At 60.1% G+C, this 12,055-nt stretch carries 13 protein-coding genes; 5 read left to right on the top strand and 8 right to left on the bottom strand.

Translation table 11 applies throughout. The features are described 5' to 3' along the window. A partial coding sequence (locus VIW95_RS05725; RefSeq protein WP_331584464.1) for an ATP-dependent DNA helicase RecG occupies positions 1–2,075 on the top strand: 2,075 nt, incomplete at its 5' end. A gap of 11 nt (positions 2,076–2,086) precedes the next feature. Here the strand turns inward: VIW95_RS05725 and VIW95_RS05720 are convergent. Both VIW95_RS05720 and VIW95_RS05715 read right to left on the bottom strand, forming a co-directional pair. Beyond that, complete coding sequence (locus VIW95_RS05720; protein WP_331584463.1) at positions 2,087–3,427, bottom strand: hypothetical protein; 1,341 nt, start codon at positions 3,425–3,427, stop codon at positions 2,087–2,089. Continuing rightward, the gene (locus tag VIW95_RS05715) at positions 3,424–3,996 is read right to left on the bottom strand and encodes a septal ring lytic transglycosylase RlpA family protein (RefSeq protein WP_331584462.1); all 573 of its coding nucleotides are present in this window, start codon (positions 3,994–3,996) and stop codon (positions 3,424–3,426) included. The genes VIW95_RS05720 and VIW95_RS05715 overlap by 4 nt, the downstream gene beginning before the upstream one ends. A 263-nt stretch (positions 3,997–4,259) precedes the next feature. Here VIW95_RS05715 and VIW95_RS05710 point away from each other — a divergent pair, with 263 nt between their 5' ends. The 3 genes from VIW95_RS05710 to VIW95_RS05700 all read left to right on the top strand — a co-directional run bounded on the left by VIW95_RS05710 (position 4,260) and on the right by VIW95_RS05700 (position 6,796). Further along, complete coding sequence (locus tag VIW95_RS05710) at positions 4,260–5,420, top strand: deoxyguanosinetriphosphate triphosphohydrolase (RefSeq protein ID WP_331584461.1); 1,161 nt, start codon at positions 4,260–4,262, stop codon at positions 5,418–5,420. After that, complete coding sequence (locus VIW95_RS05705; protein ID WP_331584460.1) at positions 5,407–6,054, top strand: tetratricopeptide repeat protein; 648 nt, start codon at positions 5,407–5,409, stop codon at positions 6,052–6,054. The genes VIW95_RS05710 and VIW95_RS05705 overlap by 14 nt, the downstream gene beginning before the upstream one ends. A gap of 283 nt (positions 6,055–6,337) precedes the next feature. Beyond that, positions 6,338–6,796, top strand: coding sequence for a hypothetical protein (locus VIW95_RS05700; protein WP_331584459.1), 459 nt, complete (start codon positions 6,338–6,340; stop codon positions 6,794–6,796). A gap of 6 nt (positions 6,797–6,802) precedes the next feature. Here the strand turns inward: VIW95_RS05700 and VIW95_RS05695 are convergent, their stop codons facing one another. The 4 genes from VIW95_RS05695 to VIW95_RS05680 all read right to left on the bottom strand — a co-directional run bounded on the left by VIW95_RS05695 (position 6,803) and on the right by VIW95_RS05680 (position 9,531). Continuing rightward, positions 6,803–7,351: a hypothetical protein gene (locus VIW95_RS05695; RefSeq protein ID WP_331584458.1), complete on the bottom strand. Its 549-nt coding sequence runs from the start codon at positions 7,349–7,351 to the stop codon at positions 6,803–6,805. A gap of 28 nt (positions 7,352–7,379) precedes the next feature. Continuing rightward, positions 7,380–7,748, bottom strand: a complete 369-nt coding sequence (locus tag VIW95_RS05690) for a hypothetical protein (RefSeq protein WP_331584457.1) — start codon at positions 7,746–7,748, stop codon at positions 7,380–7,382. 14 nt (positions 7,749–7,762) lie between these two features. After that, positions 7,763–8,368 carry a hypothetical protein gene (locus VIW95_RS05685; protein ID WP_331584456.1) on the bottom strand — a complete coding sequence of 202 codons (606 nt, stop codon included), beginning with the start codon at positions 8,366–8,368 and terminating at the stop codon, positions 7,763–7,765. A 203-nt stretch (positions 8,369–8,571) separates the two neighbouring features. Then, positions 8,572–9,531 (bottom strand): IS1595 family transposase, encoded by a 960-nt coding sequence (locus VIW95_RS05680; RefSeq protein ID WP_331584455.1) that lies wholly within the window; start codon positions 9,529–9,531, stop codon positions 8,572–8,574. Between the two features lie 132 nt (positions 9,532–9,663). Here VIW95_RS05680 and VIW95_RS05675 point away from each other — a divergent pair, with 132 nt between their 5' ends. Further along, a complete protein-coding gene (locus VIW95_RS05675) occupies positions 9,664–10,545 on the top strand; it encodes a DsbA family protein (protein WP_331584454.1) in 882 nt (293 codons plus the stop codon). Positions 10,546–10,596: 51 nt separating this feature from the next. On the opposite strand, the gene VIW95_RS05670 is transcribed toward VIW95_RS05675, so the two are convergent. Both VIW95_RS05670 and VIW95_RS05665 read right to left on the bottom strand, forming a co-directional pair. Then, entirely contained in the window at positions 10,597–11,388 is a 792-nt protein-coding gene (locus VIW95_RS05670; protein WP_349259295.1) for a TIGR00730 family Rossman fold protein, read from the bottom strand. Then, on the bottom strand, positions 11,385–12,055 hold a 671-nt coding region (locus VIW95_RS05665), incomplete at its 5' end, for an RNB domain-containing ribonuclease (RefSeq protein WP_331584452.1). The genes VIW95_RS05665 and VIW95_RS05670, both read right to left, overlap by 4 nt.

Genomic DNA, 12,055 nt, shown 5'->3' with positions numbered 1-12,055 from the left:
GGATTGATTCCCCCATTGCCTCGATGCCGGGGATTGGGCCCAAGCGCGCGGCGGCTCTGGAAGCGCGCGGGATCGTTACGGCAGAGGATATCATTTTTCATTTGCCGGTGCGTTACCAGGATTGGCGCGTGCGCTCCTCTGCGAAAGATCTGCGCGTTGGGAACGTCGTGGTCCTTGAAGGCGACCTCGGCAAGATTACGGAGCGGCCGATGCGTGGCTCGCGGTGGCGACGGCTTGCTTCGGGATGGCTCAACGTTGGCGGTAGGCAGATTCGCGTCGTGTGGTTCAACCTGCCTGCCTACATGCGTGGCTATCTCCCGGGCGGCGAGCGCGTTCTCGTACGTGGTCGCGTTGCGGCGGGGGCGGACGATGGAATCGAGATAGTGCAACCGGAGTTGCATCAAATGTCGGAGGGGGAGCCGAAGGGGATTCGCCCGGTTTACCGCCTGCCTTCGATTGTTGGGCAGCGGCTGTTCGCTGGACTGGTCGCGCGCGCCCTCGTCGAGACGGGTAACTCGATCAGCGGAGCACTGCCGGACGAAATCCGCGGTGAAGTGCCGAGGATTCGCGAGGCGCTCAGCTACCTTCACGAACCTCCGGCTGACGCAGACTTCGACGCGTTGGCGGACGGAGAGTCACGCGGGCATCTGGCACTCGCATTCGACGAGCTGTTCGCCTTCGAAATGGCGCTCTCGATCGAACGTCTCCGCAGTGCAAGACGTGTGGGGATCGCGCTCGATGGCTCGCAAAGCCTTAGCGCGAAGATGACGAAAGAGTTGCCGTTTTCGCTGACCGGATCGCAATCGCGCGCTATCGAGGAGATCGCCGCAGACCTCGCACGGCCCAACCAGATGAATCGGATGTTGATGGGTGATGTCGGCAGCGGCAAGACGGTGGTGGCGTTCTGGGCGATGATTCGCGCGATCGAATGCGGGCATCAGGCTGCGATGATGGCGCCGACCGAACTGCTCGCCGAACAGCATTGGCGCGGATTCGCGCGCGTGTGCGGACGGCTGGGCGTCAGGCACGCGCTGCTCACGGGAAGCGTCACGGGCGCGGCGCGCAGCCAGATTTTGCGCGGACTCGCCAGTGGTGAAATCGCGGCGGTGTTCGGAACCCATGCTCTGATACAGGAACGTGTCCGAATGCGCGGACTCGCGCTCGGCGTGATCGACGAGCAGCATCGATTCGGCGTTTTCGATCGCGCAAAGGTGAAAGCGTTGGGGCCGAAGGCGAATCTGCTGATGATGACGGCGACGCCGATTCCTCGAAGCCTGGCGATGAGCCTGTTCGCGAATCTCGACGTGTCGTTTCTCGACGAACTGCCGGCCGGACGCACGCCGATTGCGACCGAGATTTACGCAGAGGAGGAGCTCGCGCGGGTGCATGATTCGTTGCGCGCAGAGATCCATGGCGGCGGGCGTGCATACTACGTCGTGCCGTTTATCATGGGCGAGGACGACGAGGCGAAGTCGGTGTCTGCCACGGCGGCGCGGCTCAAGAAGGGGGCCCTGCGCGGGACCAGAATCGGCACGATGCACGGCAGAATGAGCCCCGCGGAAAAAGATCGCGTGATGCGTGAATTTCGCGACGGCGCGATCGACGTGCTGGTCTGCACGACGGTGGTGGAAGTTGGGATCGACGTGCCGGAGGCGACGATAATCGTGATCGTCGCGGCGGAGCGCTACGGCCTGGCGCAGTTGCATCAGCTGCGCGGCAGAGTCGGCCGCGGCGAGAAGGCATCGCGATGCTGTATCGTGGCGTCGAGCGACGCGGACGAAGCCGCGTTGGCGCGGCTCGCAACGATGCGCGAATGCACGACCGGTGCTGCGGTCGCCGAAGCCGACTTGCGGCTGCGCGGCCCGGGCGATCTGCTCGGCGCGCGGCAAACCGGCGCGCTGCCGCTGAAGTTCGTGCACCTCATCCGCGACCATCGCACGATTGAACGCGCACGCAAGCTGGCTGACGAGTGGCTCGGCCGCGACCCCTCGTTGGCGAGTCGCGAATCGGAAGGCGCGCGGGCAGCGGTGAGAAAAATGCTGGCGCACGGTTTCAGTCTCGGCGATGTAGGGTAGAGGGCGCATGGTTATTGGATCAGGGAGCCGTCAGATGGCTGGATGCGGGCGGTGACGCCGGCGGTTTCGATCGTGCTCGCGCTCCAGATGGCGGGCGCGAGGGTCTCGAAATAGTCAGCGCCCTCGCCGATCACGACCAGCACCGCGTTCGAGCGCGCGTCGATGCGATGCGGAGTCGAGTCGCCGAGCAACCGGTCTAGCAAAGTCTCGTAAATGACCGCGAAGTGGCTGGCGGTATGCGCGTTGTCGAAAACGAGCATCCAGATGACGTTCACGCCGCGGCTCTGCTGTAGGATGATCATGCGGTCGGCGATCCATCGCGAAGCGAGTCCGACTTCGTTGGACTGTTTGCCGAGATTCCGCTCGAGGATGACGCGCAGGAGCAACTCGCCGTACGTGTCGTCGTCGACCTTATTCCAGCCGTTCATGATTCTGTCGTAGCCGGCGACTTCGATTCGCGACGGCGGCGCGGGGCGGTCGAAATAGAGCGCGGGATGCAGAATCTGATGGCTCGACTGCGGCGGATTGCGATATAGGGCATCGACTGCGGGCCATCCACCGCGTCGATAAGCTTCGGCAACGAAGCGGACGCCGTCGGAATATTGGAACAGCAGCGGAACGCTGAGGCCTTCGGGCGTGTTGGGCGCTTCGGCTGCCAGAGCCTGCGGGAGCTGTTTGAGATTATTTGCGAGCGCGTCTGCCGTGCTGTCGTCCATCCGGCCGACCGCGTACGCGAAGCCGGCGATGGTGGCGTCGCCCTCCGCGACCGACTTGAGCGCGAGCGTGCGATCGTCGTCGTCCTTCACCTTGTCGAGACTCGATTCGAGGTCGAAGTTCTGATCCTGGAGTGCGTGCGTGAGCTCGTGCGCGAGCAGCATCTCGCCGACGACGTCGCGCTGAATCATGAACTGAGCCGCGCTGTTCCAGATGCCAAGATCGCCGCCGCCTTCGACCAGCACCATTTCTTTGCCGTGCGGATCGTAGAAGCCCGCGACCTGGCTCTTGAGCAGCTTGAGCGACGCGGCCTTAAGATCGAGCCCGGCCGGGTAGAGACCGGTGAGCGCGCCGGCTACCGCGTCGGCTTCGAGCTGGTTGTCGGTGTAGTCGCGCATCAGGTCGGCTTCCATCATCGATTCGGCTTCATCCGGAGTTTTCACGACGAGCGGAACCGGCTGCTTGAACCGAAGCTGGCGAAGATCCTGGATGCCGGCCTCGATGGTTGAGGCCTGCCGCGCATTGACGCGGTCTCCGTTGAGCAGCGCGTAGGCGCATCCGCGCAGAAGAATCAACGCGGCGATAGCGCAGATCGGCCACCAGAGCCGTCGTGCGTAATAAATTGCGCGGCTGCTCATTCGGTGATGATTACAACTGGAAATCCAAATCTTGCTGAATCGGACGCGCGCGCCTCGGCTGCCGAGCGAGTCGCAAACGCGCCCATCCGTACACGGTAGTAGCGACGATGGTCGGCATCAAGGACGTCAACGACGTGGACGTCGGCGTAGGAGGCGATCAGTTTGCTGCGGACTTGCTCTGCATTCTGCTGATTCGAAAATGAGCCGACTTGAACCCAGTAGCGTAGCGGCGCGCCGACGTCGCGAGTGCCAGTCGGCTTACTGATGAGCGTGATTCGGACGCGCGCGGTCCCCGTGTCGAGCATCCCGATCATGCGCGCAGCCTTGTGCGATAGATCAATTTTGCGGCCTTTGAGAAACGGTCCGCGATCGGTAATTGTCACTTCCACGGAGCGCCCGTTGTCGAGATTGGTGACCATGACGCGGCTGCCCAGGGGAAACGCAATCGACGCCGCAGTGAGATCCTCTTCGTCGTAGATCCCGCCGGCTGCGGCATGATGGCCGTGAAAGCCCGGGCCGTACCACGACGCCATGCCGACTACTTGAGGCGTCGGTGTTGGTTGTGGCATCGCAAGCACCGAAGGTGGCTGTTGGATCTGGGTCGGATGGCTAGCGCCGCACGCGGCGAAGAGCGCGCTTAACGTTAGCGTCAATGCGATTTGCAGGACCGCACTATCGATTCGAATGCCAACCACGCCGATCAATTATAGGAACCGCGTCGCTGCGGCATAAGGCCGGACCATGTTCATCGACGTCGAGCCGGGTGCTTCGAGAGCCGTCGGCGGCATGGTACCATCTCGGGTGTTGAACGGAACCGCCGAATAAGGCTGCGATGCTGCGGACGAGGCAGGAGCTGGAGGAAATCGAGGCGCGCACGCTGGCGCCCTACGCTATGGCGTCGCGAGCCAGTCGCGGGCGCCGCTTTCCCCAACCCGAGCATCCGATTCGCACCGTCTTTGCGCGGGATCGCGACCGGGTCATTCACTCGGCCGCGTTTCGACGCCTCGAATACAAAACCCAGGTTTTTGTAAATCACGAGGGCGATTACTACCGCACTCGGCTGACGCATACGCTCGAGGCCGCGCAAATCGCGCGCACCGTCGCGCGGGCGCTGGGCCTCAACGAGGAGCTGGCAGAGGCGGTCGCACTGGCGCACGACCTGGGGCATACGCCGTTCGGTCACGCGGGCGAGAAGGTGCTCAACGAGTTGATGACGCCGTACGGCGGCTTCGATCACAACGCGCAGAGCCTGCGCACCGTCGATTGGATCGAGATTCGCTACCCGAATTTTCGCGGCCTCAATCTGAGCTTCGAAGTGCGCGAGGGAATCGTCAAGCATTCGCATTTCCAGGATCGTCCCGCGGCGCAGGAATTCGACGCGAGTACATACCCATGCCTGGAAGCGCAAATCGTCGATCTGGCCGACGAGATCGCGTACCTGGCGCACGACGTTGACGACGGCCTGAAAGCGCAGATGCTGTCGGTCGAGGAGCTCAATGCGTCGGCGCTCTTCAGAGAGTCTGCCGCAGCGGCGCGCGACGCGTACCCGTCGGCCGAGATACGCGTGATTCGCTACCAGACCGTCATCAGGATGATCGACGCGATGTCCACCGACCTGATGACCAATCTCGCAGGCGAACTGGAGCGCAATAAAATTCACAGCGTCGACGACGTGCGCAAAGCGGGCAGGGCGCTGGCGTGCTTCGGTTCCGCGATGGGACCGAAGGTCGACGAGATCAAGCAGGTGATGCGCGATCGATTGTATCGGCACTACCGCGTCAGCCGGATGACCGAGAAGGCGGGCAGGGTGTTGGCGGCGCTGTTCGAAACCTACATGACCGAGCCGCGCCAAATGCCCGAGCATGTGGTCATACGCGCGGGGCAACATGGCGAACCGATTTCCCGGGCGGTCGCGGACTACATCGCGGGGATGACGGACCGCTTCGCACTCGACGAGTATCGCAAGCTCTTCGATCCCAATGAGCGCGTCTGACAAGCAGGCGCCACCGAGGGCGACGCGGTCGCGCGCGCGGCGAACGCTTGTGATCCGGCGCGTCGATCATGTCGGCGATCCCGTCGGGCTCGCGTTTCTCGAGTCGCCGGAGACCAACGGCGATGCTCTGCTCGAGCGTATCCGCGAATACCTGGGCAACAAGCTGAGGCTGGTCAAGGCGGAAGTTTCGCACGGCGAAATCACGGTGGAAGTCGAATCGCGCGGATGGACCGAGGAGGGAACAAGGATGGCTGCGGTCGCGCGCGACTTGTACGAGAAGGGAGCCAGGCGCTCGGCGTTGGCGATGTATCGCGATGCGCTCGACCTCGACCCTTTGAACGCGGAGGCGATGTTGAGACTCGGCCTGGCTCTTGCCGAGCAGGAGAAATTCGCGGACGCGTTAGCTGCGCTCAAGCACGCCCGCGAGTTCGGCGCCGGCGGCGTCGAGCTGCTGGTTGCGATGGGTCGATGCGCGAGTGGGCTGGATCGAGCGGCGACCGCGATCGCGTACTACGAAGAGGCACTCAACCTCGAGCCGCGGAATTTCATCGCGCGGCGAGCGTTGGCAGCGCTGGGTCACAAACCGGTAGCGGCCCCCAAGGAATCAAGCGCTGTACGGACTCGCCGCGATTAGCTAGAACTGTGCGGAATTGGTTGGCGGGTTCCTCTCAATCCACGCCGGCGGCAATCACAACTTGAAGCGGGGAGCGTTGGAGCATCAATGATTTCAGGCCTTGTTCGATTTCGGACCACCTCGCGTAGTGGGGATTAGGTGAGTATCGACACCCATCAGAAATTGCCATAGAATCACGGGATGTTTTCCAGAATCGCACCCTGTCGGACCTCCAATCGGGGAATCCGAACAGTAGTAGCGCATCTACTCACCGTGAGCGAGAGCTAAAGCGAGGGCCGCCGAAATGAAGCGCAGTCAGAGTGGCAAAATTCGAGAAATAATGATCAAGACTCGGATCGCAATGGCGGGATCAAAGGAATTGGCAGAGCAGCTTCAGAGTTTTGGGACGATAGAGCATCACCTCGATCACATGACCAAGAAGATGCCTCAATCGGTGCGGACGCTGCCTTTCTTACGACCGTTGCGCCAGTCGATCTTCGAGTTCAAGGACTTGGTGCGACAAATGCGACGAACACGCAAGACATTGGCGAAGCACATCGAGAATGCGGTGAAGATAGCTGAGACCTACCCTGCGAAGCCGATAAATTTCGAGAAGCTAAACAGTACTTTGAACGCCGAATTGAAAATCATTGGGCGCATGAAAAAAGATGCCATCGAGTTCAACCGCAGAGCGGATGCGATGGGCAAAGAAATAAAGGAGGCCTTGGCTCTCTACGAAAAGCACAAGGCAAAAACGAAGTGACGAGGCTCAACCCACTTTAGTGAACTGGTTCGCCGGCACCGGTAAACGTGTGAAGAAATAGACCAAGTGCGCTTCGAGATTCTGCATACCTAGATCGGTCATCGACGCCACGCGTTCGCAGTCGTTAACGAGTTTCCGATTGACGTGCGAGATGCAACGCAAGTCCGCGCAATGGTCTTCGAGGTTCGGCACCTGCACCAGCGGGAACAGATTGATCGACAGCAGTTGAAGTACAGCTTCCCTCGATTCTTCAGTCAACGCTGTCAACGGCTGCATCGGCACCACCAGTACTCGCGCATTACTTTTGTCCTTGTCCAAGTCGCAGCTGTACGACACAACTAGGCAAGGCAGTACCTTACCGCGAGCGAGGTAATGCCCGTCACCGCTGTTCTCCGGTGTCCAAGCAGTCTCGGCCCATCCTGGTTTGTTACCCTTCAGCGCTTGTGGCCGTAGCGGTCGCCACGGAACTGCCGCCGTCCCCGAAATCAGTGGCCGGATAATGTCGCCCTGCGACAGTCCTTTCGGATTGAGTTGGGGCAGCCACCAACCGGCCATGACAATTTTTCGGTTGACGCCTTAACGATCAGGTAAAGGGATCTGGATCGTGATTGCTTTCCCGGGTTTCGTCTCTGGGGAAGGTATTCAAAAAGCTCATCAACTTGCCCCAATGACCGGGTTCGACCTCCCGCAGCGCCGAAGCGACTCTTGGCTTCGGCAGCGAGTCAGATACAGCCGTTTGCTGAATTGCGTCAGACTCCGGAACGGTTATCGAGCCAATGTTCGGGACTACCGCTAGCGCGAGCGTAAACAAAGTCGCGGTCGCGGTCCGGGCGATCCAGCGCTCCTTCGTTCGCGATGCGAACTGCCGCGCTCTGCGCATCGGCGGGATGCTCACGACAACGCCTTCGTCAGAGGACCAAGTTTCCGGTTCAAATCGGTCTAGAGATTCCATACGGTTCCCTCCATTTACGACGGAGGAAGATGCTCCTTCAGCTCTTCTAATTTATCAAGAACCGCTACCAGCAAACCAGTGGTTAAGTCAACTCGCAAAATTGGGTCTAGAGCCATCTTCCCGCCTTTTTGGACGATTCCCATAACAAAAGGTGAGGAGTTATATAAATCTAAGCATCCTTCCCGGCCGGAGAAGGCGGCGAGGATGATGTTGGCCGCGACCGAGGTTATGTGCGCCGGTTCGTCTTGAATCTCCACTAACGCTTCATGAATTTTATGCTCGTCGGCGTACTTCCGAATCTCGGGCAGAAACTGTTCACAACTTTTCAGAAACTGGATCGCCGCATGTGGACTCAAGAAAAGTATCACCGCCGATCTAATTTTGCTTCCGACTAATCCCTTTTGCCCGAGGACAATTCTCAGTGTATCGCTCTCGAACAGCACGGCGGCGGCGTCAGCTAAATACCTGCGGTCAGGAACTGGCGCGTGCGAAATATCGATCTGTAATTCAAGCGTAGAGCTGCCGTCCGCTCCCGGAACAGTTCGCCTGAGAACTTCGATTTCTCTACCTTCGCCTGGTCGCAACCGGGGCACGATCATCAGCTTAGTATGCTTGGGCATCTTACGAAGGCTTGTCCCGGTCTAAGTTTTTGAGGAACGGAAAAGCGGTTTGACCAGCCGCTTGAACTTTTCGGGATCGGCCTGCTCCAACTCGCGCTTTAAGGCTTCGTCGCTGGCGCGCGTCTTCTCGCTGATAGGCTTTGGCGTCTGCGATCTCTTTTTCCGCACGCCGAAAGTGTAGCGCGTTCAGATCGACGCTTCCACTACTGGCTGCACGTCGTAATCAGATCGGCAAACATCTCCGCATTGTTGCGATTGTTGAACCTGAACGAAAACTCGTTCAAGTAGAACGGCAGATACTTGGCGCTCACGTTGTGGTAGGTGCCGACTACGCCGCGTTTCAACAGCGACCAGAACGATTCGATTGAATTGGTGTGGACCTCGCCGCGGACATACTCGCCAACCGAGTGCTTGACCGATGCGTGCGGCATGTTGCGGTCAACGTAGTTGTAGTCTTTGTGCTCGTCGGTAACGACCAGCGAAACGTTCTTGTCCACGACCTTGCGGACGAAGCCCGCGAGTGTCGGCGCATCCTGACTTCCGATGACTCGCGCCACAACGTTGCCCTTGCGCTCAATTGCGCCGATGACTCCGATCTTCCCGTAGCGATGGCCGCCGATGCCAAGCTCGCGCTGACGCGCAGAACGCGTGTTCGCGTGGCGATTGCGATCCTTCCCGCCGATATAGGTTTCGTCGGCTTCCACGACACCGGAGAGCGGCTGGAACATGTCGCCAGCCATCGCCGCGCGCCATCTCATGCAGATATACCAGCTTGTGTGATAGTCGTGCGTCGATTTCTCGCCGAACATCACGCGATGAATCTGTAGCGCGCTGACGCCTTTCTTGCTGGTCAGCATCATGTATCCGATCTTGAACCAGATGTTCAGTGCGACCTTGGTATCCTGAAAAATCGTTCCGGTGATGACGCTGAAGCGATAGCCGTTGCGCTTGTGGCAGATGTGGACCTCGCCAGTCTGTTTGTCCACAGTCTCAAGGCCGGACTTGCATACCCAGTGATAGGGACGTGCGGCGAGGGCATAGACTTTCTCTTTGCTCTTGCAACGAGGGCATTGCGCGCCGTTCTGGAAGCGCATCCTGGCGAGGAACGCGCGGCATTGCTCGTCGGTCCCGAACTCTCTATCGAATTCGCTAAGTGTCTGCATGTCTGGTACATTAGCGAAATTATGCGTGAGTGTCAACAGTCACCTAATCCCCCGCGTAGTTTACATAATACTTCTTATGCGAAGTTGAACTATGCTGCAAGAATAGCATCTTTCTGCGCATTCGTTTTCGTTTTGGGAGCCTCAGCCGCTGCCCTCGCGCAGGATGCGGCCGGCGCCTCCCCTGCCGGCGCTGTCGCGACTGATCCTGCGAAAGACGCGGCGTTGAAAACCTATCTGCAGAAACACTTCAAGATCCCTAGCGCCGACCTGATCAAGATGGGCCCTGCCTTCAAGACGCCGATCGAGGGGCTGCTCGCGCGCCAGTTGATCGTTGGCAATGAACAGGGACAGAACGTGGTCACCACGCTGTTCTTCGACAAAAACGAGAGCAAGGCGATCGTCGGTCAATTTCTCGACGTCAGCGCGGAGCCGTGGGGACGGGTCAACATGGGCAGCGTGAACCTTGACGACCGGCCGACGCAGGGTCCGGCGGATGCACCCGTGACGATCGTCGAGTTTGCCGACTTCGAGTGTCCGTTTTGCGCGCATGCGTTCAGCGCGATCGAAACGATGGTCAACACGACCTACAAGGGCAAGGTGAAGGTAATTTTTAAAGCCTACCCGCTGAACGTGCATCCGTGGGCGATGAAAGCGGCTGAGGCTGCCGAATGCGCGCGGATGCAGAATCCGGCGGCGTTCTGGGACTTCGCGCGCTACTTCTATACGAACCAGGGAACGATCAACGCCTCCAATATTCAGGACAAGGTGGACAAACTGGCGAAGGCGCAGAAGCTCGACGAACCTTCACTGAAGGCGTGCATGGACAGCCCGCAGACCGAAGCTCGCGTCAAGGCGGATCAGCTCGACGGTAACACGATTCACGTCTCGTCGACGCCGACGTTCTTCGTCAACGGAATTCCGGTCGTGGGATTGCCTGACGGCAAGGTGCTGGATTTCGTGATTGACTCGGAGCTCGCGGGAAAAGGGCCGTCTGCCTCGGCGACTAACGAATAGGAATGTGCGGCAGGCGTGCGCCCTCCCCTGACGCCTGCGATCTCCAGTTGATCATGCGCCTTGGCGTTGCGGCGGCGTGCACGAATGCGCAAAGGCCGGTGGCTTCTCCTCTGGTTGCGTCCTGATCCCCTTCTGCAGCAGGCGAAGCGCCGCGGCTGGATTGTCGGCAAAGCTGAACAGGTCGAGATCTTCGCGACTGATCGTACCGTGCCGCACCAACGCGTCGAAGTTGATGATCTCCTTCCAGTATTTCGAGCCGTAGAGAAGCACCGTGATCGGACGATCAAGCTTTTCCGTTTGCTGCAGGGTCAGTATCTCCATCATTTCGTCGAGCGTGCCGAAGCCTCCCGGAAAAACTACCAGCGCTCGTGCGAGATGCGCGAACCACAACTTGCGCATGAAAAAGTAGTGAAACTGGAAAGATAGCTCGCGCGTGATGTACGGATTGGGCCGCTGCTCATGCGGCAACCCGATGTTCAGTCCTATCGTCCGTCCACCCGCTTCGGACGCGCCGCGATTGGCTGCCTCCATGATGCCGGGGCCGCCTCCCGAGCAGACCACGTAGCGGTGAACATCCGACCGAAGACCCTTCGACCAGACAGTGATCAGTCGCGCAAGTTCGCGCGCTTCTTCGTAGTAACGCCCGAGCGGACCGTCCGGCGCAATCCTCGCCGAGCCGAAGAACACGATCGTCTCGTGTACCTGCTCGCGGCAAAAAATCCGAAACGGCTCGAGATACTCCGCAAGAATCCGGATTGGACGGGCTTCTTCGCTGTCGAGAAACTTCTCGTTCTTGTAAGCGAGCGGTGGATTGGCTGGTGAATCCGATTTGCGCACCTTCATAATTTCCGGACCCCCGCGAAATCTACGAATCCGCGCTCGACGTCGGTGTCGACCAGCTCGACTGTGACATGGTCGCCAACATCAAAGCCCTTAAACCCTCGCATCACTCGCCCTTCCGCCGCGGGATGGTCGATTCGCACCCAGGTCCCTTTCGCCGAAGCTCCCGTGACAATCCCGTCAAACCGTTCGTGCACGCGGGACTCGAGTAACAGCGCGGCCGCCGACTTTCGTACCTGGCGCTCGACCTTGGTCGCGTTGTCTTCCTGGTCCGTGCAGTGCCCAGCCAGATCGTTAAGGTCGTCGGAGCTGTGCGGGCTGGGTACCCCGGAGAGCGCAGCCTTCAACAGGCGCTGCGTGATCAGGTCGGGGAAACGCCGGTTCGGCGCCGTCGAATGAGTGTAATCGTTCACCGCAAGCCCGAAGTGTCCCGCCACTGGCTGGCCGGGGAAGTCGAGCACGTACTCGCCGCGGCCCAGCAGCTTGACCACTGAAAGCGACAGGTCTGGAAAGTGCGCGGGATCGGCTTGTCGCCGCTCCTCGAGGAACTCCTGGAGCGCTGCGGAATCCGGACGCGGCGGAAGATGCCCGCCCTCGTCCCTCGCCAGCTCTACTATTCTCGCCCAACGCTCGGGCGAGCGTAGAACCCTGCGCAGCGCCGGAAAACCTC

Source organism: Binatus sp. (SeqCode) (genome assembly GCF_036522015.1).
Lineage (GTDB): Bacteria > Desulfobacterota > Binatia > Binatales > Binataceae > Binatus.
Note: the sequence above shows the minus strand (reverse complement) of the source record. Positions and strands in the feature narration are given on the sequence as shown.